Source organism: Ectobacillus sp. OTK (assembly GCF_059698935.1).
Map to the genome: position 1 here is coordinate 448,573 of NZ_AP048547.1, position 24,358 is coordinate 472,930.

20 protein-coding genes and 2 pseudogenes are annotated in these 24,358 nt (G+C 36.1%); 14 read left to right on the forward strand and 8 right to left on the reverse strand.

Annotated features, from left to right (window positions below; translation table 11 throughout):
- Window positions 1-61: 61 nt before the first annotated feature.
- The 6 genes from iolG to AC6HZ4_RS02405 all read left to right on the forward strand — a co-directional run bounded on the left by iolG (window position 62) and on the right by AC6HZ4_RS02405 (window position 7,058).
- Window positions 62-1,084, forward strand: coding sequence for an inositol 2-dehydrogenase (iolG, locus tag AC6HZ4_RS02380; protein ID WP_497493439.1), 1,023 nt, complete (start codon window positions 62-64; stop codon window positions 1,082-1,084).
- 609 nt (window positions 1,085-1,693) lie between these two features.
- Window positions 1,694-1,987, forward strand: coding sequence for a lactococcin 972 family bacteriocin (locus tag AC6HZ4_RS02385; protein WP_497493441.1), 294 nt, complete (start codon window positions 1,694-1,696; stop codon window positions 1,985-1,987).
- A 128-nt stretch (window positions 1,988-2,115) separates the two neighbouring features.
- Entirely contained in the window at window positions 2,116-2,409 is a 294-nt protein-coding gene (locus AC6HZ4_RS02390; protein ID WP_497493441.1) for a lactococcin 972 family bacteriocin, read from the forward strand.
- A 986-nt stretch (window positions 2,410-3,395) separates the two neighbouring features.
- Window positions 3,396-5,612 (forward strand): DUF1430 domain-containing protein, encoded by a 2,217-nt coding sequence (locus AC6HZ4_RS02395; RefSeq protein WP_497493443.1) that lies wholly within the window; start codon window positions 3,396-3,398, stop codon window positions 5,610-5,612.
- 4 nt (window positions 5,613-5,616) lie between these two features.
- Window positions 5,617-6,243 (forward strand): ABC transporter ATP-binding protein, encoded by a 627-nt coding sequence (locus tag AC6HZ4_RS02400; protein WP_497493445.1) that lies wholly within the window; start codon window positions 5,617-5,619, stop codon window positions 6,241-6,243.
- Window positions 6,244-6,434: 191 nt separating this feature from the next.
- A complete protein-coding gene (locus tag AC6HZ4_RS02405) occupies window positions 6,435-7,058 on the forward strand; it encodes a hypothetical protein (RefSeq protein WP_497493447.1) in 624 nt (207 codons plus the stop codon).
- Window positions 7,059-7,703: 645 nt separating this feature from the next.
- Here the strand turns inward: AC6HZ4_RS02405 and AC6HZ4_RS02410 are convergent.
- Genes AC6HZ4_RS02410 through AC6HZ4_RS02420 form a run of 3 tightly spaced genes read right to left on the reverse strand, consistent with a single transcriptional unit; the run spans window position 7,704 to window position 11,466 of the window.
- Window positions 7,704-8,771, reverse strand: a complete 1,068-nt coding sequence (locus tag AC6HZ4_RS02410) for a Ger(x)C family spore germination protein (RefSeq protein ID WP_497493449.1) — start codon at window positions 8,769-8,771, stop codon at window positions 7,704-7,706.
- Window positions 8,768-9,859: a GerAB/ArcD/ProY family transporter gene (locus AC6HZ4_RS02415; RefSeq protein ID WP_497493451.1), complete on the reverse strand. Its 1,092-nt coding sequence runs from the start codon at window positions 9,857-9,859 to the stop codon at window positions 8,768-8,770. The genes AC6HZ4_RS02410 and AC6HZ4_RS02415 overlap by 4 nt, the downstream gene beginning before the upstream one ends.
- Window positions 9,860-9,882: 23 nt before the next feature.
- Window positions 9,883-11,466, reverse strand: a complete 1,584-nt coding sequence (locus AC6HZ4_RS02420; RefSeq protein ID WP_497493453.1) for a spore germination protein — start codon at window positions 11,464-11,466, stop codon at window positions 9,883-9,885.
- 783 nt (window positions 11,467-12,249) lie between these two features.
- Between AC6HZ4_RS02420 and AC6HZ4_RS02425 the strand changes: the two genes are divergently transcribed.
- On the forward strand, window positions 12,250-12,825 hold the full coding sequence (locus tag AC6HZ4_RS02425; RefSeq protein ID WP_497493455.1) for a cupin domain-containing protein: 576 nt from the start codon (window positions 12,250-12,252) through the stop codon (window positions 12,823-12,825).
- A gap of 414 nt (window positions 12,826-13,239) precedes the next feature.
- Window positions 13,240-14,148, forward strand: coding sequence for a hypothetical protein (locus AC6HZ4_RS02430; protein WP_497493457.1), 909 nt, complete (start codon window positions 13,240-13,242; stop codon window positions 14,146-14,148).
- Between the two features lie 457 nt (window positions 14,149-14,605).
- Here the strand turns inward: AC6HZ4_RS02430 and AC6HZ4_RS02435 are convergent, their stop codons facing one another.
- Entirely contained in the window at window positions 14,606-16,051 is a 1,446-nt protein-coding gene (locus AC6HZ4_RS02435; protein ID WP_497493459.1) for a L,D-transpeptidase family protein, read from the reverse strand.
- 387 nt (window positions 16,052-16,438) lie between these two features.
- Between AC6HZ4_RS02435 and AC6HZ4_RS02440 the strand changes: the two are divergent.
- Both AC6HZ4_RS02440 and AC6HZ4_RS02445 read left to right on the forward strand, forming a co-directional pair.
- Window positions 16,439-16,666 (forward strand): annotated as a pseudogene (locus AC6HZ4_RS02440) (family 1 glycosylhydrolase); the annotation flags it as partial.
- Between the two features lie 479 nt (window positions 16,667-17,145).
- Window positions 17,146-17,295, forward strand: coding sequence for a hypothetical protein (locus AC6HZ4_RS02445; RefSeq protein ID WP_497493461.1), 150 nt, complete (start codon window positions 17,146-17,148; stop codon window positions 17,293-17,295).
- Between the two features lie 34 nt (window positions 17,296-17,329).
- Here AC6HZ4_RS02445 and AC6HZ4_RS02450 read toward each other — a convergent pair whose 3' ends face one another.
- A complete protein-coding gene (locus AC6HZ4_RS02450) occupies window positions 17,330-18,808 on the reverse strand; it encodes a SulP family inorganic anion transporter (protein ID WP_497493463.1) in 1,479 nt (492 codons plus the stop codon).
- A gap of 180 nt (window positions 18,809-18,988) precedes the next feature.
- On the opposite strand from AC6HZ4_RS02450, the gene AC6HZ4_RS02455 reads away from it, so the two are divergent.
- Window positions 18,989-19,540 (forward strand): recombinase family protein, encoded by a 552-nt coding sequence (locus AC6HZ4_RS02455; RefSeq protein ID WP_497493465.1) that lies wholly within the window; start codon window positions 18,989-18,991, stop codon window positions 19,538-19,540.
- Between the two features lie 358 nt (window positions 19,541-19,898).
- Here AC6HZ4_RS02455 and AC6HZ4_RS02460 read toward each other — a convergent pair whose 3' ends face one another.
- Window positions 19,899-21,281 carry a L,D-transpeptidase family protein gene (locus tag AC6HZ4_RS02460; protein WP_497493467.1) on the reverse strand — a complete coding sequence of 461 codons (1,383 nt, stop codon included), beginning with the start codon at window positions 21,279-21,281 and terminating at the stop codon, window positions 19,899-19,901.
- A 304-nt stretch (window positions 21,282-21,585) separates the two neighbouring features.
- On the opposite strand from AC6HZ4_RS02460, the pseudogene AC6HZ4_RS02465 reads away from it, so the two are divergent.
- Window positions 21,586-21,762, forward strand: a pseudogene (locus AC6HZ4_RS02465) (DedA family protein); the annotation flags it as partial.
- A gap of 80 nt (window positions 21,763-21,842) precedes the next feature.
- The gene (locus AC6HZ4_RS02470; RefSeq protein WP_497493469.1) at window positions 21,843-21,965 is read left to right on the forward strand and encodes a hypothetical protein; all 123 of its coding nucleotides are present in this window, start codon (window positions 21,843-21,845) and stop codon (window positions 21,963-21,965) included.
- A gap of 275 nt (window positions 21,966-22,240) precedes the next feature.
- Here AC6HZ4_RS02470 and AC6HZ4_RS02475 read toward each other — a convergent pair whose 3' ends face one another.
- Window positions 22,241-22,381 carry a hypothetical protein gene (locus AC6HZ4_RS02475; RefSeq protein WP_497493471.1) on the reverse strand — a complete coding sequence of 47 codons (141 nt, stop codon included), beginning with the start codon at window positions 22,379-22,381 and terminating at the stop codon, window positions 22,241-22,243.
- A 412-nt stretch (window positions 22,382-22,793) separates the two neighbouring features.
- Here AC6HZ4_RS02475 and AC6HZ4_RS02480 point away from each other — a divergent pair, with 412 nt between their 5' ends.
- Window positions 22,794-22,973, forward strand: coding sequence for a hypothetical protein (locus AC6HZ4_RS02480; protein WP_497493473.1), 180 nt, complete (start codon window positions 22,794-22,796; stop codon window positions 22,971-22,973).
- A gap of 158 nt (window positions 22,974-23,131) precedes the next feature.
- Here AC6HZ4_RS02480 and AC6HZ4_RS02485 read toward each other — a convergent pair whose 3' ends face one another.
- The gene (locus AC6HZ4_RS02485) at window positions 23,132-23,812 is read right to left on the reverse strand and encodes a GGDEF domain-containing protein (protein WP_497493474.1); all 681 of its coding nucleotides are present in this window, start codon (window positions 23,810-23,812) and stop codon (window positions 23,132-23,134) included.
- Window positions 23,813-24,358: the final 546 nt, after the last annotated feature.

The window sequence follows — 24,358 nt, forward strand, 5'->3', positions numbered from 1 at the left end:
CTTTTTGTAGTGAAATAGCAGGTTTCAAGAAGATATTTAAAAATTGAAAAGGGGTAAGAGTATGAACACAGTTACATTGGGAATTATTGGTGCAGGACGTATTGGAAGATTACATGTAGATAACCTTTTATCGGTTCCGCAAGTGAGAGTTAAAGCGGTATCAGATGTGGTCGTGGATCATTTGCAGGAATGGGCTGCCAGCAAGGGCATTTCTGTTTTAACAACAAATTACCAAGATTTGTTAGGGGATCCTAAAATTGATGCAGTATTTATTTGCTCTCCAACAAGTACACATGCACAAATTATCCAGGAAGCAGCGCGTGCGAAGAAGCATATCTTCTGCGAAAAGCCGGTTAGCTTCTCTGCAGAGCAAACAATGGAAGCATTACGTGTGGTAGAGGAAGAGGGCGTACAGTTACAGGTTGGCTTTAATCGCCGCTTTGATCCGAACTTTAAAAAGGTACGCGACCTTGTGCAGCAGGGGGAAATCGGACAGACACATATTTTGAAAATCACTTCTAGAGATCCACAGCCGCCAGGCGTTGATTACATTCTTACTTCAGGCGGACTGTTCATGGACATGATGATTCACGATTTTGATATGGCACGTTATGTAATGAATAGTGAAGTAGTAGAAATATCTGCCCAAGGAACGGTTTTAGTTGATCCTGCGATTGGCGAAGCTGGAGATATTGATACTGCCATTGTTACATTGAAATTTGCAAATGGTGCACTAGGTGTGATTGATAATAGCCGCCAAGCTGTTTATGGCTATGATCAACGTGTAGAGGTGTTTGGTGAAAAGGGAGCAGCAGCAGCTGATAACTGTCGTCCAACAACGGTGGAAGTGTCAACAGTAAATGGAGTTTCCAAGGATAAGCCGTTATACTTCTTCCTTGAGCGCTATACACAGGCTTATATCGAGGAAGTAACACAATTTGCAAAGGCAATCCTAGCGGGTGAAAAGGTGCTCTGCACAGGTGATGATGGCTTACAGGCAGAGCGAATCGCAAAGGCTGCAAAGGAATCCTTCCTAACAGGACGTCCTGTTAAGATTGAGCACGAAGCAGTAATAACCCAGTAAAATTTTTTATTAAAAACATTAGCTTAGAGAAGGGAACAATGATGAAAGAAGTTAGAATTGGCCTTGTTGGTGCAGGACGTATGGAGAATTTTCATGGCATCCAAAAACGATAAAATTAGTCTTATAAAAAGGTGCAAAATTTTCGTTTTGGAGACATTATAAAATCTTAACTTGAAAGCTACGACAGGACACAGATATGCACGCTAAGGATATGAAGAGGTTTATGCAATTCTGAGTGCTTTAATCCTCCATAAAATCTTGCGGCGGCGGTGGTGTATAAAAATGTTCATACAATTAGAAGACGGCAGGGAAAGATAATCCTTGCCGTTTCTAATTATATGTAAGTTTTATACATGCGCATTTTATCGGCAGTATCTCTTCATAAGTTGTTTAGATTAGTTACTTAATTCCGAGGTTTACAGAATATTGCTTTTCTATGTTTATAGTGAATTATTTCCATATTACTGAAAGTTATTTTATACCAAATAATGAATATTATTCACCTTTTGTAAAAAATATGTAGAATATTAGTTAGTATTGTAGTAATATATGATCTGCATAGTATGATTTTGACATCATATGGCAAAAAAATTTTAAGGAGTGTTGAAAATGAACATGAAGAAAACGGTAAGTGCATTAGCGCTATCTTGCGGAATCTTAGGTGCAGGAGTAACCGCTGCATTTGCATCTACACAGACAGTAGATGGTGTTGGAACTTGGAATTATGGAGAAAATTCCTCTATCGTTTGGTCTAACTTGGCTCATCCAACTAAAACACATAAAACTTCTGTACAGGGAAGTAGCTTTGTGGATTCTGGATGGGTTAAAGCCGGAACAACATCTTATGCATCAGCTGGAAGCAGATGGTATGCAGTAGATCACTCTTACTGGTCTGTACAATAAGAAGATAATTTAGGTATCAGGAATAATTTTCTTTATAGGGAATTTGGTATGCAGTATAAATTATTACAATAGATATTTTAATAGTTTATGAAAAACAAAATATTAAAAAATTTTAAGGAGTGTTGAAAATGAACATGAAGAAAACGGTAAGTGCATTAGCGCTATCTTGCGGAATCTTAGGTGCAGGAGTAACCGCTGCATTTGCATCTACACAGACAGTAGATGGTGTTGGAACTTGGAATTATGGAGAAAATTCCTCTATCGTTTGGTCTAACTTGGCTCATCCAACTAAAACACATAAAACTTCTGTACAGGGAAGCAGCTTTGTGGATTCTGGATGGGTTAAAGCCGGAACAACATCTTATGCATCAGCTGGAAGCAGATGGTATGCAGTAGATCACTCTTACTGGTCTGTACAATAAGAAGATAATTTAGGTATCAGGAATAATTTTCTTTATAGGGAATTTGGTATGCAGCATAAATTATTATGATAGACATTCTAAGAGTTTATAAAAAACAAAATATCAAAGTTTCTTTATAATACATATTTTTTATGGTATCGATACCTTAATTTTATGATTCTCAGATGAACTTGCAAGATCATCTGAGAATCATTCATTTAATATATCCTGATGAATTTCTCGACATAGATAACAACCTAATACGCTGGCGCACCTTCTTCAGATATGGACAGAGATGCTCCATAAATATAATACTGATTTGTCTTTTCACGTGGAGTATAAAACATGATAGTCAGAAATATAGCTTCCATCTTTATATAAAAATACTAATTAGTCTGTGGCGCTTTTGTATCACATCATGGTAGGTGAATAATCACGATATAATAAGGAATTTCACTCACCCATGCTGAAATTTCCACCCATAACCTGAAATGGTTTTGTAATGTGCGTTCAACAGTTCTGCCGCTTGAGTAGCATAATATCCCTGTAAAATGAGTCGAATCATTATTACTCATTTTTTTGATCGTTTTCTTATGGGATCGAAGACGTTCCATCGTCCAGCTATGATTATTCGTGAGAGTTAATCTTTCATTCATTTTGATCTGCCCATGTATCCTCCTTCTTAAGAGCAGTATAGGTAAGAAAGTTAGATATTTAAACATGCTGAGAAATTAAGTGGTGTATTTCTATACAGATGTACTAACAGCATTTCGCAGAAAACATACGATATTAATTCTTATTTAGTGTGTCTTGTGCGTTTGGCTGTTGGATCCAATAATAAACCTACAGCAAAACCAATATAAAGGATTGGTTAATAGAATCTTAATAAACAGCTAGAAAAGATTTAAATGTGCAATTAATTAAGACCATAGGTTGAATGAGTTATAAATAAGTGATATTCTCTATACCTTGAAAAATAGAAATAACAGGTAAAAAAGGAGATAATTATGAAAAAAATTCTATTAGGATTAATTATAGTGGCTTACGCTATTTCTTCTTGCATCTTTAACAAATACTTTGAAATAAATGAAGTAATAAAAATTATTTCATCTGACAAGAAATCAATCAATGTAGTTGAGTGGGATAAAAATGAAAGTCCAGAGGAAAAGCTTAAAAAAATAGGAGAGATTTCACGTGAAGAAAAGGTAAATATATATAAGGTTGTCTACAAACCTATTAAGACAGCACAAAAACAAAAAATCGTTATTTATGCAGCAATAGCTGACGAGGATAGGTTTTATCAACAAATTTCCTTAAAACGAGGGAGAGGATTTACCAAAGATGAGCCCATTGAACATTATCTATCATCTTTGGATGAAAAAGATCCTAATCAGATTGGAAAAATAGAGTTATTTTCTCCTAACAATATGTTTGAAATAAGGCCACTGGAAGCAGCAAAATCTGAAAATCTAAGAGGAACATATTTAATTGATAGTAAAAATGCAGAAGTTGCTGAAAAGGTGAAAGAGAGGCTGCATACAAACGTAGGATTCCAGATAGAAAATCCAGGATCAATGAGTACCCTCAAATCTCTAACAGATCAAAAGGTTTACCAGTATCTTGTACTTGTACTTATTATTGTATTTATTCTCATCTCTTTAAGTTTTCTATACTATATTCTGTTAAATTTTAAGGCATTGGCAGTTAGAAAGCTGTTTGGCTATACAGATGCTGAGCTGATTTTTAAGATTCTAGCAAAAGAAAACCTAAGACTTCATGCTTATGCATTAGGGATTAATTTTCTGGGTCAATTTATATATTTGTTTTTTTATAATAGGATGAATAAATTTATAGAATTTGGAACTGGATGGATCATATTCCAGTTAGCTTTTACATGTGTATCCATTCTTGTGGGGCTTATTCCATTCTTAATGGTTTATCATATAAAGATTGCCGATATGTTAAAGAATAAAAAGCCTATAGGGTTAGTTCAACTCCTAAATTATAGTTCAAAGGGTATGTTTTCCTTGCTCCTATTAATTATGTTGATCAACATATTTAATCAGTATCAAGAGCTTTTGTCCCAAGGATCTAATCAAGATAAATGGATTACAACAAAGCATTATGCTTTTTATGAGTATCAAGATAGTAGTGCTGACCAAGATCGCGATGTTTGGATATATAACATTGGAATAAAGAGTAAAAAGTTATTTAGTTTAGCCACAGACAAGGGGGCTTTGTTAGTAAAACCATCAGATAGGATTGTTTACAAAGAATTAATCAAGCAACAATCAAAAGGCAGTATGGAACAAATAAAAGATTATGATCCACAGGCAGGGAATACTCTTCAGGTTAATGCTAATTATCTAAGTAAGAACCCTGTCTATGATTATAACGGAAATAGGTTAGATATAAAGGAGGGATACGGTGACTATCTGCTTGTTCTAGTTCCGAACAAGTATCGTAACGAGGAAGCAGAAATTTTAAAAACATTTAAGGAATGGTATCAGTTTAAAAGATTTGTTGATGAAGATATGTATAACAAGAAGATAGGGAAGAAGGTTGAACCTCATAAAGAGGTTGAAGTAAAGTTAATATTTATTAAAGATGGACAAACACATTTTCTCTATGACCCTAATATAGAGAAGAAAAATCAAAATTATAGTAAAGACTCAATTCTAATCGTAATTAACTCAGAAAATATGGGCGGGGATAGTTACCTTAATTACCTATCTAGTCGTTACTTTTTTCCATACACAACTAACTCAGACAATCCTTACAAAGAGCTAGAGAAAGACATTTCCCTAGCCGGATTGAGCAATGTAATACTAACTGCTCCGCTTCTTTATAGTGTAATAGATGATTACATGTTCAAATTACAGAACAATTTAAGTATTAATTTCTTTTTAGCCGTTGTTTTACTAATTATAGAAATTGTTGTTACAGTATTTACAATCCTAAATTACTTAGAAAGAAATAAAATAATCCATTCAGTTAAAAAAATGAACGGATTTTCCTTTGCTAGACGACATAGTCATTTTATATTGTTATTAATTTTTCTATGGCTAAGCATCTGCTGTGGTTTATTAATTTTTAAGTTACTAAGCTTAAAAATGCTTGTACTACTTTTACCATCATGTCTTGTGGTGGAACTTGTCATGTTTTATTTCATTGCAAAGTTCTCAGAAAATAAAAAGATGAAAAATGTATTGAAGGGAGCATAATACGTTGGCTATCCAGTTGAAAAATATACATAAAAAATTTGAGAACAAGGAGATATTTAACGACTTTAGCCTTACGATTAACAAGGGAGAAATGGTTGCAATTACAGGGCCGAGTGGGAAAGGGAAATCAACTCTTTTGAATATAATAGGCCAGCTGGAAAAGCCAGATTCAGGAGATGTAATTATACAGGGAGTGAAAAATGCATTTAAGAATGAGAAGGAATTAGTAAAGTTATTTAGATATACAATAGGTTATTTATTTCAAAATTACGCTTTAATTGAACAAGCAACAGTAAATGAAAATCTTGATATTGCTCTAGCGTACACAAAATCATCAGACAAAAAGCGGATGAAAAATGAAGTACTTGAGAGAGTGGGATTACTAGATAAACTGAATAGCAGGGTATATCAGCTTAGTGGCGGAGAGCAACAAAGAGTAGCACTAGCGAGATTAATGCTAAAGAAAAATGATATTATCCTTGCAGATGAACCAACAGGATCCCTCGATGTAATAAATCGAGAGCATGTACTTAATATATTAAAGACTTTAAATGATGAGGGAAAGACCATTGTTATAGTTACCCATGATTGTGAAGTTTCCAAACGATGTAACCGAGTCATAGCTTTATAGTTTCATACTCTAGATCACTAAGAATTTTGTAGGGAAAATATCTATTATATGGAGAACAGTTCAAAGAATTTTGGTGCGCCTAACATCGGCACATCCAAACAAAAGCGTGGTTCTGGTGAAAATACAATTTATGAGTCCATCCCTTTGAATGTGAAGGGGTTTGCTGTGAAAAGGAAAAGGGGAAGAGTGTTTTGTTGAAGAAGAATCAAGAATGTGGAGTAAATTGGAAAAAGTTTATTATTTTTACATGTATTGTTGGTTTAATTGTTGGCGCCTTTTCAGTTATTTCTGATAACTTACCATATTTAGGTGATGGTGTAACAGTTTTTGAATTCGTCATTTCATATTTGGCGATAATGATTAATTCTTTACCAGTTTGGTTTATACTTGCTATGCTTGTTGGCTATATATTTGCAAAGGATATTAAGAACGCTGTATTACTTGGTGCCATTTACACAATTGCTGCCATTACATTTTATTTCGTGATTGGCCATTTTTATGAGGATGTATCGCCAGTGGCGATATCATTTAAAGAACAGGCAGTCGCATATGCGACTTGGTACGGGGCATCAACTGTCGGTGGTATCCTTGGCGGGGGTGTAGGGTTTTTGATGAAAAAAACACCATATGCATCACTAAGTTTACTTGCAGGGTTAATTTTGCAGTTGTTTGTAAACGGTGCAAGTAGCTGGGGTGACATTGTTGGCATTGCGCAAAATGTTACCTATTGTCTAATGATAGGAAGCATTGTTATTTATTTAGTAATTGTCAGCTTTAACATAACCCTAGCAAACAGACAAAGAGAACGGATGTAGTTATGTGACTTCCTCTAACGGATTTTATGCTAAACAAGAAAGGAGAGCATATGCTGTCCCTTCTTGCACGGTGCTGAAAAAGTCGGTTTCAACAGACAAGCCGACTTTTCTTTGGGTCTTACGAATGAATTTAGTCCTATTTAGGTATGGATTCGTTACAAAAGACTTTACATGTAGCAGTTAAAATCTGCCTAGTTCACTACTCTGTAGTTGACGATTTTGTTTTTCAACATTCTGAAACGAGGCTGACTCCAAAGGGGAGTAATGCCCCTCTTTGAGTTGAAATGGAAAAATAGACCATTATTGAAACCCAGTAAAATCAAGGGTTTCGATGATGGTCTATTTCACATACCTCTGTTAATTTTCATTATTCAAGGGCTTTTGGGTCAGCCCCCATTATTTCGTTTACCTTATTAGTTTTCTTTTAATTCCTTGAAAAATTTTAATACATAGGACTTTTAGGATGATAACACTTTGAGCACATGCCCACTTGATGACACACGCTTAAGTTTTTTAAGTGAATGAAAGTAATCTAAAAGCGTAGAAGAGCCTGACAGTATACACTTCGAGGCATGATAATTCCTTTGCGTTGGCTTAAGAAAAAAAGAGAAATGGATGCACGCCATGTTTTTTCTTGGAAAGTTTTTACTCAACAACCCCAACCTCAATTATGTTTACATCTGCGGTAACTTTAAATCGAGCACCTTTATAGTTCTCATTCCATTTGTTAAAATCAAAATTTCGTGTTCTGGTTTTAGCTATATGACCAAAGCCAACCGGGTCAATTTCTTTTTTTTGAAAATCCTCAATCATTTTCTTGCATTCTACAACAACTTGTTTTTCCAAATGTTCCTCAATTTTATGTATCTCGCCCTTCTTAAGGACCTTTTCTTGATGCTCGGTAAGAAGCCCTTTTATTGTCATATGAACCGTAAATTCATAGGGATTCCTATTTGTTAGTTTGATTTTATTCTTTGAAGTGATACTTTGGACAGTGGATTCTCTATCCTTATCTTTTAGCTTTACTGAACCTGTGGTGTGTTTGTCGACAAGGAGCTTAAAATAAAACATTTTATTCTCCGGAAGAATGGCGACGACTTTGTCATCCTTGAAGAGAGCTATTCCAGTTATATTCACCAAATGAGACTGACTCTTCTTAAGCAGAGGTAAATAAGCATCCTTTCCTTTTTGGTATAAAGCAGCCAAAAAGTAATGAAGGTTGGTCAACGGCAAATTTTGTCCTTCCATATTATGTTCAATTAACTGTGCAAGGTATGCGGCGTTCCCTCGATCTCCATATTTACCTTTAAAAATATCAATTGCTTTTCCATCCACTACAGCTAAATGGACTCTTGCGCCAACGCTTGGATCACGGAGGAAGACTTCAAGTATTTGATTGATTCCCTCACGTGCGACATCTTCTCCCAAAAAAGCAAGAGCTAGACTTCCGCTGACAATTGGCTGGGAAGCTTTTTTCTGCATTTCGGCCATCATATCCCTCATGATAGTTCCTTTGGCGGAAAAGGTAAAATTCCCAAATGACTTGTCGGGTTTGAATACGGGGATCATGATACTGCCAAGCAATTGATTACCACTTTTATCAATACCGATCCCTGTGGCAATATTTACGTCATCAATAACATTTGTTTGCACGCATCCAGTTAAAAACATAGTGCAAAAAAGTAAGGACATGGCGAAGTGAATCTTCTTCACTTTGTTTTCACCTTCTTTTTAATGAGTAGTGATAAATAGAGAATGGGAATATACGCATAAGCTAGAGAGAAGCCAATTTTTGAGTCTAGGTCTAAGATAAAATTTATCCTTTCGCGTGTAGGTGTTAATACCACGATAATCAGACATAACAAGGAAACGAAAATGACTGCTTTTTTTTGTTTGATGCTATAAACCCGTTTGGCGACCCGACTGGCAGCCCATAATGTAATCGCAACATTTGGGATAAGGATTAAGGACCAATTCGCAATTCCTAAATACTCGAATCTTTCAATAAAAGGGAGTCTGACAATTTTCCACATTTCCAAGGTTGCCCAAATCGACCGTTCAAGTAAGGCGGGCGGAAAATAGGCAAAGCTAATAACTGTCAAACCAGTATAAAAAAGAGTAGTTGCCAAAAGCCCGATATGAACCCATTTTTTTGACTGCCTAGGCTTCTTAATAAAAGGATAAAAAATTAATAATTCTTCAAAGCCAAGATAACTAAGTGACATATTGTATCCGCTTTTTATCATTTCGCTCAAGGAATGGTCGAAAATAGGAAGCAAATTGGTAAAATCCCCATAATTTAATGCAAATCCAAAGGTAAACACTAAATAAGCGGGAATGACTGTTCCTAAAAAGGAGATTCCTGCTACTGTTCTGAACCCGCCATAGACAATATAAATTCCTAACAGTAAATAAACGATTGCGAACCAAAAAGGGCTTAAATCAAGAAACATCCATGTGCGAATGATCTCAATTAGGCCGCCGAGTACTCCTGCACAAGTAATGATAAAGTAGACAATAAATAAGGTATTTATGCTGTTGCCAATGATTTTTCCAAACACGTAAACATTGGCATGCATCACATCCCCTTCAACAGCTTCGCATATTTTATATATCAACCATATGGAGATATTGGTAATTAATCCTGCCATGAAAACAGAAATCCAAGCATCATATCCGGCATCTTTGGCAATGTCTCGTTGAAAACCGAGGATACCAATTCCAATCTGCATTGAAACGACGACATACGCGGCCATAAATGGTGAAATTTGTAGTCTCTCCGGGACAGATTCCTGCATCATATTTACTTCCCTGCCTTTTTTGATTATTCATCAATGTCCTTCTTTTTAGAAGCTTTTTCCTTACTAAAACGAACCGAATTTCTGGTTCTTAAAAACTGCGGGCGAAGTGCCTGACTTTTAAATGGGAACCGAAATAGTGCATCTTTGAAGTCCTGCATTCTGAGCGGAAAAATTGGTTCCATAAATGGAAATCCAAGCGATGTAAGCCGAAGCAAATGAACAAGCAGAAAACAAAATGCGATTGTTATCCCGAGTAAACCCCATAATTCGGCCATGAAAAGAAACGGAAAACGCATAATCCTGATCGTATTGCTCATTTGGTATACAGGTGTTGTGAAGGAGGCAAGAGCAGCCAGGGCAATAAAAATCAAAAGAACATTGCTCGTAAGACCAGCTTCAACAGATGCTGTCCCGATGACAATACCGCCCACGATGCCGATTGTCTGGCCGACCTTAGTTGGAAGCCTGGCTCCTGCTTCCCTTAATAGTTCAATCGTTACTTCCAGAAACAATACTTCAAGAATTGGCGGGAAAGGAACAACACGCCTTGAGGTAACTAACGTAATTAATAAGTCCTTTGGAATCAATTCATAGTGGTATGTAACCACCGCAACATAAAGAGGTGTAATCAAAACTGAAAAAGTAACAGCAAATAAACGTATTAATCTGATAAAGGAAGCGAGAATCCAGTTAAGAAAATAATCTTCAAATGAGTTGAAAAACTCTGTCAAAGTGGTTGGCCCGATTAGTGCATGTGGTGAGCCGTCTACTAAAATAACAACTTTCCCTTCTGCCAAGCTGGATGCAACCCGATCTGGCCTTTCTGTATCGAGCAGCTGTGGAAAAGGGGAATTCCCATTATCAGAGATCATCTGCGTAAAATACGAACTGTCAGCGATTTCGTCCTTTTCAATATCACTAATCCGCTGCTTAACCGTATTGATAATTTCCTTATTTGTGATCCCATCGATATAGAGGACGACTACTTTCGTTTTTGATAATTTTCCGACGCTGAATCCTTCCGCTATGAGTTCCTTGACAGGTAGACGTTTTCGAATCAAGTTCAAGTTTTGCCCAATGGTTTCGACAAATGCTTCTTTAGGGCCGACGACGCTGAATTCAATTTCTGGAGCCGTAACCGATCGAATAACTTGTTTGTACGCGGAGATGAAGGCAAACTCACTTGTATCTTCTTCAATTGTCAGCATTACATACCCGTTAAGCAGCTTTTGAGGGATATCAGCTGTGTTGCTTGATAGCTCTACATCCGCAATCGGAAGCAGCTGTTTAACATCAGCTATTTCATGAAACTCTCCCTTAAGTAAAGAGGGGAGGACATTATTGTCTAGCACTTCTTCTTCAATAAGTGATGATAGAAAGGTAAAATGAAATTTTTTACCTGACTTTTGACTAAAATGGAAAGTTTTTTTGTAATCTTTTGATTTAGTGAGTTCTTTTTCCCAATCTTCGACATAATCGTTTTTTTGTATATTTTTCTCTAGTTCATTTTGTTCGTTTACTTCCTGTATGCTTTGTTCATCTTTTAGGTAATCTGATGGATATTTTTTGTTAGGTCTGCGTTTTTTAAGTTTGAATACATTAAACATTAGTCACACCATTTCGAATGTTTTCGTTTATTTTTACCCTAATTGGTAGGATTATCCCGTATAAATGGAATATTAATTCTTTATTTCTTTCATTTCAGCTAATGAAAAAAGTTATGTAGAAACATGTCAGATTGTTTAATAAGTAGTGAGCCTTTTTTTTCTAATTTATAGTGCTGTAAACATGTAAAGTCAAAGACGCCAAGGATTCCTAGTGGTTTGTTCTGTTATTAAATCACTTGATTTTGCAAAAAACATTTGAGTCCGTTTTTTGCAGCCCGCTCAAACAAAAAGCGGATGCTTACTCTTTGTTTACGAAGAGAAGGGTCGTGAAGACAACAAACAGAAAAAACAGGCTCAATTGTAAGCCTGTTTTTCACTTGTAAGGGAATGAATTGAATATTTCAGCAAGTATGCTTTTTGTCATACGAATGTGGCGTATGTCCCCGCCCTTTAGTAACGAAAGCACTTCTTGTAAAGCGGCTTCTTTATCATCAGCTACAGGTAATGAAAAGGGTTCATCGAACTCAAATAGCCATTGCTGCTCAATATTTAGAGCCTCAGCGATTTTGGGATGCGGTTATGAAGTCCGTTTCATCCAAGCTGAGGAGAAGCTCCATCTAGTTTTCGGGCTTTTGCTTGGAGTCTGCCTGCGTCCGGGATGTCGTTCGCGTTGCACTTAAATCCGGCCTGGATTTAATCATGATTTTTGGGTTAATGCATATATATTTGTGTGCTTTAATATTTAATCCATAACACCCGGTTAAGAAAGGTGTGATAATACCAATGTCAACCTTCAGTGATATGTTCGACTTTAGCTCTTCTTCATTGAATTTATCTTTTGACTTAAGATCTGCTCCATACTTTCAGAAAAACAATGAAAACTTTATTCTCCAGCAATCCGTTAAACAGCTGCCTATTATGCAGAACCTAACCTTGTTTGATGTTTATTTGAATAGAGGACATAGCGTAGAGGCTCATTGGCACCCCAACGCGAATGAACTCATCTACATGATACAGGGAGAAACTGTCGTTTTTGTTCTCAATCCATTTACTCTGCAGGTACTCAGTTACCGTGTTAAGCCGCCTCAAACGGTGTATGTTCCAATGGGATGGTGGCATTGGACAATCGCGGCAATGGATAGCACCCACTTCCTGGCTACTTTTGATAATAAAGAAGCTCAGACCATATATGGTTCCGACATCCTGAGAAAGACACCTCCTGAGGTGTTCCAGGCAATCTATGGCGTGAATGCTGCCCAGTTAGCTGAAGTGCTCAAGCCTATCGATCAGACAGTTGTTATAGGTCCGCCTAATTCAAAAGATATACGATGGCGTATTGGATCGGAAGGGAATTTTTAAATTTTACTAAGTAAAAAGATGTGAGAACGACTTGCCGCAACGAGTGAAACCGTTTTGCGATGCGATTCTGGTCATGAATCCCAGCGGAAATCGTCCTTCTTATAAAAAAGGAGATCATGATAATCTAAACAGGTTACAAAAAGAAAACCTGCCTGATTGGATTTCATTTTTTGTTTTTGAAACAGCGATGTCATGGGCGAAAGGGTCACCATAAGGTGACTCCTTTTTATTCAAACCGGATTTTCCATATATCACATTTACCTCAAAAGGCCATTCCGCGAAAGTAATAGCCTTATCACCTGCCGTTACAAGCAGCGCGGAATAGGTGTAGACAAATCACCAATACGCTGACGTATTAATTGTTTTATAAATAGGGGATACTTGTAAATACAACTGAAGAAACTGGGGGAATTCGTGAATATTGTATTTCCATTCGCAGTAGGTACAGCAAATTACAGAAAGGGGCAATTTATGCCAAATATATTCTGGTACTACGGGTTGATTGTCATCGGGGCGATAATTATCGTTTATACAGCGTATAAAAAGAGAAGCGTAGCTGATTTGATTTCATATTTAATATTCGTAACTGCTTGGTCATGGATAGGGGAGGCTATTGTACTCTTTTCACTAAATGCTTACGTATATAAACCAGGACTTTATACAAATCCCTTTGCAGAAAATATCATAGGGCATATTATAGCCAATACAGCATTATGGGCTGCGACAGCGATTTGGATAATGTATTTTCAGGTCTCATATCTCTGGATTGGATTGATATCCATCGTTTTCATGCTGATAGAGGTTTTGTTTCTTAAAGTCGGTGTCTACAGCCACCATTGGTGGCACACATATATGACCGGTATTGCAACATTTATCTTTATGGTTGTTATGAAAAAATGGTATTCCATATTAAATAGAAAAAGACATAAATTCCCGCGAATACTAACATTCTGGACGATTGCATGGATCATTCTGCAAACTCCAACAAGCATACTTATGCTTTTGAGAAAGCAGTTTTTTCATGTAAATTGGGTTGAAAACATATATCGGGACAGCACATTATTTAGTGGTTTTTTGTATCATGTGTGTATGGCTGTAATTGTGATATTTTGTATTTACACACCAAAAAAGAGATATTGGAGTGTAGTTCCTTTTTTTATCTTGCCATTAGGCGATGTTATCCTCATGAAGATGAAAATATTAGTTTTTTATAACGATTGGAAATTGAGTTACTTGATCTGCATCCGTGCGGCAAGTTTACTATTTTTTATAATGCTTGAAAAGTTTACGTTGAGACTGGTTAAGGTTGAAAATCCGACTTAATCAGACTGCAAGGCGGCTATACGTAAAATACTTATAGTGTTGGGTGAACACAACTACATCGGTTTTTTTAGAGTCTATCTACCTCAGCACTCCGGGCATGTGGAGTGCTGTTCACTGCTTGTAAGGAAAGATGAATTAGAGGTGAAGTAGTAAGCAATAGGCCCTGTCGAAGTATCGATAGGGCCTTAATTTTATGTATATGATTGTTTCTCCAAGCTGCACACGATAAGTGTGTATCACAGATAGTATAAATAAAGAAGAAGGAAATCATTAATTAATAGATTTCCTTCTTCCGTTTATGTTTATTAATTTAATTAATTCATCGAAAGATCTGAGTAACCTAGCGTCAAAAAAGAATACAGCAGCGGTTTCTCAAATATTTGTATTAAACATATGCCCTCAAAACGTTCACTGACGTTATAGATGTACATATTAACTCATGATAGGCTGCCAATCCTTAATAAACGACAACTGGCTCGTATATACTGAGATTATCATACACTGCCTTCGCGACACTAGGCGGGAGGTTGACACAACCGCCCGATCCTGCAGTAAGATAAGCATCACTTGCCCAGTTTGTCCGCCAGCTGGCATCGTGGAACCCTTGTCCATCGTTCGTAAATGGAGCCCAATAATCTACTTTAACGGAATAATTCGGATTGCCTACTGAACTGCCCTTAAGTATGGACGGTGATCGTTTATAAAGGATATACCACACTCCTGGTGATGTATCTTCATTGGTGCTATGTTTTCCAGTAACTACATTCGTTGTTAGTACTAATTGTCCATTTTTGTAAAGCCAAATACGCTGTTCCTGAATTGAAACTTCAGCATACGTATCACCAATGCCATTGTTTGTTATAGTTTCATAACCGTAGCCTTCACCTTTCCAGCCATGCCCGTAAATATTAGAGGCAGAAAGAGATTTTTCCCCTTTTTCAAAAGCTTCCATAATCCGTGTTGCTTCTTTTTCAACATCTATTGCCCAGCCATAGCCCTTTCCTTTTACCGATATGACTGAACCTGAATGGGTCTTAAATGTGAAGTTTTTATTTAATGTGGATTGAGAGTCATTAATTTCAGCAATCTTATTTTTAATATTAACTGGATCAATTGTGATTTTCATATCTTTTGACACAGAAGCATTTTTAATTAAATCGCTGGCTTTTAAAGAATAAACTTTATCCTGTACCTTATAATCAATGGTTTGCCCGAGGAGTTCCTGCAGCTTTTTCTCTTCATTTTTTACAATGGGATTGTCTTCCTTGATTGGCTGTATGTATACAGCGTTCAGATGGATTTCACTATTATACTCCTGCTTCTCATAGTCCTTTAATAGACTGGCGATATCATACTGCTGCCCATTAACACTTTTTGAGACTGTAATTTTACCTTGTTCCATAATAGCCTGCGCATCTTGGGGTGCTTTTAAATTCTTATTCATTGATAAGAGCTTTTCTTCCACTTGTTTTTTCAACACTTGGCTTCGATACTGATCCAGTTCGGCTGGCATTAATGAATAATTTTTTGCCTTTGAAGAAGGAAAAAATGTCCGCTGGCTTCTTAATAATTTTTTGACACCAGACAGGTCTTTATCCGTAAATCCCATCTTCGTATCTTTTTCATCTAAAATTTGTTGTTGTCCAACATATACTGCGTTTTTTAATACAGATGTTTTTAATTTCTTAAGCGCCTGATCAGCAGTCAATCCACCGACCTTTGTACCATTAATTTTGACATTTGCATTAAAGTGGTTTGCCTGATAATAGCTGATTGCTGCAAATATAAGTGCAATAATAATGATTATACTAGTTGTGATAAACTTCCAGTTTGCAAACCGTTTGAATGAGTTTATCTGTTGTTTATCAATTTCCTCAACTAATTCGTTTACTGTATTTCCCATAAATATTCCCCCCGCATACCTGATAACTCAGCTATCAACGTTCTCGATTTTAAACTCTTAGTTTTGCCTCCAAAACTTCCAATTATTTTACCTTAATACTTCAATTATCACTATTATTTTACCTTAATAATTCGATTATCACTATTATTTTACCTTAATACTTCAATTATCACTATTATTCTACTTGATTCTATGGTGTGGAATTTGTCATTATTTGTATATGTTTGAAATTTTATGTATTTATTTATTTCTGTATTAAAGCCGCTTAATTAAATTTTAATAAAAAAAGAATGAAAAGCAGAAATAAAACCCTATTGAGGTATTTTATAGGGAACCGTACCACAATGACGGCGAAAAATAGTAGATAAAGCATTTTCCCTTAAATAAATTGAAGCATTAGAAAAAGCAGTAACTTACGATGGTGTTGATTTAATTGGCTATACGCCATGGGGAATCATAGATATCGTGTCATTCACAACAGGTGAAATGAAAAAGCGTTATGGCATGATTTATGTTGATCGTGATAATGAAGGAAACGGATCAATGAAGCGATATAAGAAAGATTCATTTGAGTGGTATAAAAAAGTAATTCAAACGAATGGTGAAGAATTATAATATACACTCTACTAGCTTAGTGGTGAACTATAACCCGAATAAGGGACACTTATAAAAAAGTGCCTTATTCGGGTTTTTTTGTGTAAATAGGATATGAACTAAATTATGGGTCAGGTTTAAATATTGATTATGAGGTAATACCTATTTCAGGAGGCGATAACTGTTTTGAGCTGTCTTTATAGTTTTAGTTTATTTCTTCTGATTTTATAGGTAGGGACTAAGAGTATACAGCATTTCATGCAGCTTTGAGCGGTAAAATATTGCTGTGACAGAGATGTATAAATCACAAAAAATGACGAGGAGGGAAGCCCTTGCTGAATGAAAGGACTACTCATAATAGACGCTTATATCAACTTCACATGTATGCGGTATGTAAAGAAACTAACTCTATTTTGACGCAAGTTGAATCGAAATAAGAAATACTATATAATGAAGAAAACGCTTTCAATATTGTATTCGTATTCAAAAGGAGAGGGATAATGATGTACCTTCACCAAACAAAACTACGTATGCAAGCTTTTGAAAAATTAACAGGACGTCAACTTGAAGAACCAGAAAACAATGCACTTTTTAACTATTCCGTCGTTTTTATTGGTATTGTAATTCTATTATGGAAATCACTTGCATAACAAATTCCCCTTCTATGTTGAAGGGGAATTTGTATTAATGACCGATATTTTGATCTAAACCACCTGGTTTGTTAAACACAGCAACGCGATCAAGCAGTGTTGCACTTGCCTCGTTCAATCCAATAATATGTGTTTGAATACCATTTTGATGAAATTTTAGAACTGCCTTATCAATAGCCGTTACACCTGATTCATCCCATATGTGAGCATGAGATAAATCAATATCAACAGTTTTGATGTTTTCTTGTTTGAAATTGAAGGAAGAAAGAAAATCCGTTACGGAAGCAAAGAATAACTGGCCTTCCACCTTGTATTCCATCTTTTGCAGCGATGGATGAGTTACCTTAGTCACTTTCACTTTTGAAATTTTAGAAGCAAAGAAAATTGAACTTAAAACAATCCCACTTATAACACCAATTGCCAAGTTATGAGTAAGCACTACTGCAACGACAGTCACAACCATAACAATGGTGTCTGTTTTAGGAAGCTTGTGCAGCCGTTTTAAGGAACTCCAATCAAATGTGCTGATAGATACTACAATCATAACTGCTACAAGAGCTGCCAAAGGAATTTGAACCACAATCTTATTTAGTACGATGATAAGGAACATCAAAAAGGCACCAGCAACAAACGCAGAAAGACGTCCGCGTCCACCAGATTTCATGTTAATGACAGATTGACCAATCATAGCACACCCCGCCATACCTCCAAAAAATCCAGTTATGACATTGGCAATCCCTTGTCCTCTGCATTCCATATTTTTATTACTGCTTGTATCCGTCATATCATCGACAATTTGCGCTGTTAACAAAGACTCAATTAAACCGACTAGAGCCAGTGAAAGAGCATACGGGAATATAATACGGAAAGTTTCCAGGTTAAAGGGAACATCAGGAATAAAGAAGTGCGGTAATGTGTTCGAAATACTTCCCATATCACCTATTGTTTTCACATCACTGTGGGTATAAATCGAAATGGTGCTAATCACAATAATCGCAACAAGTGGTGAAGGGACAGCTTTTGTTATCCTAGGAAATAGATAAATGATTGCTAATCCGCCAGCCACCATTGCATACATGGGCCAAGATTCACCCGAAAAGGAAGGCAATTGTGATGTGAAAATTAAAATTGCCAATGCATTTACAAACCCCACCATAACAGAACGGGGAATGAATTTGACTAATTGTCCGATTCGTAGAACGCCAAGCACAAATTGGATAACTCCTGTTAAAATAGTTGCGGCAAGCATGTACTGGATACCGTGGTCTTTCACTAAACCGACTAATACTAAAGCCATCGCACCAGCTGCCGCTGAAATCATACCTGGACGTCCTCCGACGAAAGCAATGATAACAGCCATACAAAACGAAGCGTATAAACCAGTCATAGGACCAACGCCAGCAATAATAGAAAAGCCAATGACTTCTGGTATTAAAGCCAATGCGACAACAATACCGGCAAGAATGTCTGCCCTCACATTGGAAAACCATTCTGTTGTTATTTTGTTACTCAACTTTGCATTCACCTCATAGTTTATATTTGTTTGATTTCTAACTCTCATAAAAGTCAGGTTCGTTATACAATAAAATTAGTCTATCACTTGTATTCCCAAAAAGGAACCATTTTGAATCTTTTTGCTAACTACAAATTATGGTATGATTGAAAAAATGTCTTAATTGTTAGAGGAGCATATATGTTAATAGGATATATGAGACCGTACCAAGAAGATCCGAAATGTGAAGATCAACTGCAAAAGCTAAAAAGTGTAAATTGTACAGTCATTATTGCAGAAGAGCATGCATCAGCCAAAAAAAGGACAAACCTTAAAGATATGCTTGATAACCTCAACCGGGGTGATAAGATAATTATTACAAAGCTCTTTGCTTTAGCTGATTCAACACATCATTTAGTCGAGTTATTAGAAATAATAGATATAAAAGGGGCATATCTGCAATCTCTTACTGAAGGTATTGATACAAGCTATACTGATGGATATCGTTTCAATGATATTGTAAAGCATCTACTTGCATTTCAAGGCGATGTGATAAGTGAAAAAACAAAACAGGGCATGTATGAAGCCAGAGAAAAGGGAGTCTCTACTGGAAGACCAAGAAAACCCGATGAAAATGTGAAACGGGCTATTACTATGTATCAGAGCAAAAAATACAGTTTAGCCGAAATCAAAGAAGAAACAGGCATTAGCAAATCCACATTATACAGATACCTTGAAAGTGAAATTATGTGATATTCACTTCTGAGTTCAAATCTTATGGCCGCAAGAAGCTGTCCCGAAGGGTGACTTCTTTAGTTTCACTCTAGGAAAGTAATTCTTATCAGCAATCATTGAAAAGATGACAAAAATGCCCCATACATTTCTGAGATGCTGAGCGCGTATCACAGATAGTTTAAAAGAAGAAGCAGGAAATCATTCGCGATTTCCTGCTCCTATTAATACTTTGAAGGAAAATGCTTTTCAATTGATTTAGTGAAAATATTAGAGCTTTTCTCTGTTCAATGAAAAAATATATAAAAACCTTACTAAACAACACTGGTTTCTAACATATTATCATGAAATAGGCACTCAAAATCTTCACCGCTGCTTCTTAATAAACAACAACTGGATCGTTTTGACTGAGATTGTCATACACAGCTTTCATAGCACTTGATGGTGTGTTAACGCAGCACCCTGATCCTTGCGTCAGATAGGCATCACTTGCCCAGTTCTTCCGCCAGCTGGCATCGTGGAATCCGCATCCGCTGTTTGTAAAGGGAGCCCAATAAGATACCTTAACTGAATAATTCGGATTGCCTACTGAACTGCCCTCGAGCGTGGATGGTGATTCTTTAAACATGATATACCACACTCCTGTTGGCGTATCTTCATTGGTGCTATGTTTGCCTGTAACTACATTGGTTGTGACTGCCAATTTCCCGTTTTTATAAATCCAAATACGCTGCTCTGCAATTGACACTTCAGCATATGTATCGCCAATGCCATTGTTCGTTGTATTATCATAGCCGATGCCATACGTGCTATAACCCACTCCGTAAATATTAGAGGCAGAAATCGATGTTTCCCCTTTTTCAAAGGCCTCCTGAATCCGCTTTGTTTCCTTGTCGACATTAATTGCCCAGCCATAGGACTGTCCTTTTACTGATATGACTGAACCTGAATGTGTTTTAAATGTATAATTTTTATTTAATGTTGATTGAGAAGCATTAATTTCAGCAATCTTGTTTTTAATATCGGTTGGGTCAATACTATACTTCATATCTTTTGACACTGATGCATTTTTAATGAGATCGCTGCCCTTTAAAGAATAGACTTGGTTCTGTACCTTATAATCAATAGTTCGTTGAATGAGTTCCTGCAGCATTTTCTCTTCTTCTTTTACAATTGGATTGTCCGCTTCGATAGGCTGTATGTATACGGCGTTCAAATGGACTTTACTATTATGCTCCTGTTTCTCATAATCCTTTAATAATTTGGCGACGTCATACTGCTCCCCCTTAACGCTTTGGGAGATAGTGATGTTACCTTGATCCAAATGAGCTTGCGCATCTTGGGGCGCTTTTAAGCTCTGATTCATTGATATGAGCTTTTCCTCTACTAGCTTTTTCATCGTTTGACTTCGATACTGATCCTCTTCACTCGGCACCAACGAATATGTGATTGCCTTTGAGGAGGGCCATAACGTCCGTTGTTTTTCTAATAATTTCTTGATACGAGGCAGGTCTTTACTCGTAAATCCCATCTTCGTATCCTTTTCATTGAGTATTTGTTCTTTTCCAATATAGACTTCGTTTTTTAATACAGATGATTCTAATTTTTTCATTGCTTGCTCAGCAGTCATTCCGCCGACGTTTGTGTCATTAATCGTGATATTCGCATTGAACCGGGTTGCTTGATAATAACTGATTCCCCCAAATAGGAGTGCAATTATAACGATAATACTGCTTACAATAATGAGAGTAGTTTTACGCAAAATCCTTCACCTCAAAAAATTATTTTAAAACTTTGTTAAATTCAAAGTATTTTAATCCAATGCTATTTATCTATTAAAACCAACGGATAAAAATCCTAGGCCCTTGATATTCTTAACTTTGTTTAATATTTGAGCAAGAATAGAGCCCCGCAGCTTTGTGCGGACCACCAGCTCCCCCTTGATAAAATAGAATTTTTGAAGTATCTAGCATGAAAGGAGTTCATTATAACTTCCTATATTATACCAAAATCTCATTCAAATGAACTCTACCCAAATCATCATTTTCATTTTTTATGAAATATTTAGAAATTGTGTGCCCTGCTTAACAGGAATACATAAGCTGTCCTTTAAAATCTATGCACTATACTCCTATACAACTGCATTTGTTTGGACATTGATTTATTTTATCTTAGGCTCAATGTTTGGTGACAACATAGAGGTTATAGTAAAATTGGCAACAAAATACGGTCTTTTTTGGGGAGATTGCTGCAACTGCTGCAATTTTCGCTTCTCATTGTAAGAGCATGAGAGGACAAGCAAGAATGTTAGGCAGGGAGAAAAATGAATAACTCTACCAGCATTTTGATTATGGATGATGATGCTGAAATCCGCAAGCTGATTAAGATTTATTTTAAAAATGAAGAAATCATTTGTTTGAAAAAACAGGTTAAAATCATTAGTTAGTCTAAACAAAAACATTTGTAATTTAATATATATAGACAATGGGGATTTTTTGTTTGCAGAAGCTGATAAATAAAAATTATCGAAGGACTATCATTTCTAAAATTAACTTGCACTTAGGTAAATAATGGAGATCTCTTAAAACCAAATTCAGCGATATCACTCCTTCCTCCAGAAAAAGGAACGAGTATTAAAAACGTGCGCAGCAGGCTCTATCTCGCAGGAGACCCCCACTTCAATGGTAAGTGGGGGAGTTCACCTAACCGTGTCTTGACTGACTATTCTTTGATTCCCTCGAGCCATTCCTTATAACAATCCTGACAAAGAGGTTTTTCTACATGTTCATTTTGCATGATGAAAACCCCATGGCAATACTTGTCTTCTATGGGATTGGCACAATAAAAGCATTGCTCGTCCATATATATTCCCTCCTCTTGTTAAGATGTTTTTAGGGTGTACAAAGCAGGAGGAAAATAATAATATATTGTATTTTTTAGTGAACTTAATGGAAATTTATTGATGTACCGATATTTACAGGAGTGATAAAATATGGGAATGCCTGAAGGGATATCCGTTTTAATAGCGTGATTCCTTTAATCGTTTTGTTGTTGCTAATTTTGCCTCCATCAATCACTCGCAAAGGAATAGGACTTAAAAATGTTATAATAATTCTCTTTCTTCAAAAATTAATAAGACAGTTGATTTTAATAAAAAACGGATTGAAAATGTTCTAGATTCAGGGCTATCTTTTTATAAAATTTAACCTCTATCCTTACCCTTTACTATGATATGCTGAAATTGGGATTTTTTAGTGTGTGTAGGAGGTATATAATGAATTTGGGATTGGGAGTCTTCTGGTCTATCCCAACAATTATTTTGTTGGCGGTTGGATTTTGGTTGATTCGGAAAGCGTCTAAGGTTGCGAAGTTTAGTGGGTATACGTCGCTAGTGTTAGGGGGCAGCCTATTTGTAGGTGTATGTCTATTGTTCTTAGATATGTTTGAAGTATGATACACCGTACCTGCGATTTTGTCCGAATAAAAGACCAAAGAATCATGGGGGGTTATAGCCTGAGTTTCTTCGGTCCTTTTTATTTGAATAAAAGTAGAAATATTTCATGCATAAACGATTTTTTTAATTTTGCGCCTATGTAAAAAGCAGGGCAGTTTTTACTTGGTTTCTATATAATGCTCAGGCTTCATATCTCTTTTCTTTGTCCATTTGCGTTTGTACATATTCTTGTCAGCTGATTTGATTAACTTGTCTAAATCCTTGCTATGATCAGGATAAATTGCTGATCCAATAGAAACGTTAACGGGTATATTGATTCGGTTTGAAATATTTTCTAAATCATTATCTAGTCTATTGAGAATTGTTTGTAACGCTGCTTCTTCTTTGCAATGTCCAATAACCAGGAATTCATCTCCGCCCCAACGAGAGACAACATCATTTTTTCCTGTGAATCTAATAAGTGTTTCCCCGATCATAGATAGAATTAAATCACCTTTATGATGACCGTACATGTCATTGATATGTTTAAAATTGTCACAATCAATAACCAATATAAAGAGTTTACTATTTGTACGTTCTGCTAATGAGGTGATTTTTTCAAAAGTATTTATTATAAATCTACGATTATACAAATTGGTGAGGGGGTCCTTTTCAGAAAAATACTTTGCTTTATCATACTGTTTTCCTATCCAATATCCGATAAAGAACCATAGAAAATAGCCAAGTAAGCTAACAATGTGAATTTGCCCGTGTCTTTCTGTAATAGAAAAATAAACAACAAACAAGGAGTGGGCAATCAAAGTTAAAATAACTGCTGTAAACCTGCCTGTGGATTTCATGTTGTATCACACCTACTAAGACCTGTTCGAGAAATAAGTTTTATATAAAAAATTGATATGTATTTACAGAACAGATGTATATTTTTTTATATCAATAATAACATGAAAGAGTATGTAGTGTTATGAAAATTTGGTTTGTAATATAAAGAAATAAATGGGAACAGCATGAAATTAGATTGCAGCGCAAAGCGGTTGATGCGAAAGGGATTACCAACCTGGTCATCAATTTTCTTATGCCGCTTGTACATAACAAATCAATAACATTGATCTAGGAGATCAAACCTATTATTTAGAATGTCAGTTCTATTGCGATGAATATAAGGGCCGGCATTTTCTTTTTGCGAGAGAAAGGATTATACTTTTCTATGATTATAAAGGGCGTATAATTCGCTTAGAAATGTTTGTAGAGATCGATGTAACGAGTAGTTTAAGGATTTCAGGAGAGTTGGCGTTCAAGTTGTAATAATCAACAACCACCTACACCCGTATCAATTCCTGGGGGTAACGATAAAGAAAAATCTTCTTCAGGAGCTTACCTAACCATAA

Coding starts and splice junctions, on each gene's coding strand:
- iolG (WP_497493439.1), top strand. CDS start 62: ATGAACACAGTTACATTGGGAATTATTGGTGCAGGACGTATTGGAAGA.
- AC6HZ4_RS02385 (WP_497493441.1), top strand. CDS start 1,694: ATGAACATGAAGAAAACGGTAAGTGCATTAGCGCTATCTTGCGGAATC.
- AC6HZ4_RS02390 (WP_497493441.1), top strand. CDS start 2,116: ATGAACATGAAGAAAACGGTAAGTGCATTAGCGCTATCTTGCGGAATC.
- AC6HZ4_RS02395 (WP_497493443.1), top strand. CDS start 3,396: ATGAAAAAAATTCTATTAGGATTAATTATAGTGGCTTACGCTATTTCT.
- AC6HZ4_RS02415 (WP_497493451.1), bottom strand. CDS start 9,859: ATGATGCAGGAATCTGTCCCGGAGAGACTACAAATTTCACCATTTATG.
- AC6HZ4_RS02420 (WP_497493453.1), bottom strand. CDS start 11,466: ATGTTTAATGTATTCAAACTTAAAAAACGCAGACCTAACAAAAAATAT.
- AC6HZ4_RS02425 (WP_497493455.1), top strand. CDS start 12,250: ATGTCAACCTTCAGTGATATGTTCGACTTTAGCTCTTCTTCATTGAAT.
- AC6HZ4_RS02435 (WP_497493459.1), bottom strand. CDS start 16,051: ATGGGAAATACAGTAAACGAATTAGTTGAGGAAATTGATAAACAACAG.
- AC6HZ4_RS02445 (WP_497493461.1), top strand. CDS start 17,146: ATGATGTACCTTCACCAAACAAAACTACGTATGCAAGCTTTTGAAAAA.
- AC6HZ4_RS02455 (WP_497493465.1), top strand. CDS start 18,989: ATGTTAATAGGATATATGAGACCGTACCAAGAAGATCCGAAATGTGAA.
- AC6HZ4_RS02470 (WP_497493469.1), top strand. CDS start 21,843: ATGAATAACTCTACCAGCATTTTGATTATGGATGATGATGCTGAAATC.
- AC6HZ4_RS02475 (WP_497493471.1), bottom strand. CDS start 22,381: ATGGACGAGCAATGCTTTTATTGTGCCAATCCCATAGAAGACAAGTAT.
- AC6HZ4_RS02480 (WP_497493473.1), top strand. CDS start 22,794: ATGAATTTGGGATTGGGAGTCTTCTGGTCTATCCCAACAATTATTTTG.
- AC6HZ4_RS02485 (WP_497493474.1), bottom strand. CDS start 23,812: ATGAAATCCACAGGCAGGTTTACAGCAGTTATTTTAACTTTGATTGCC.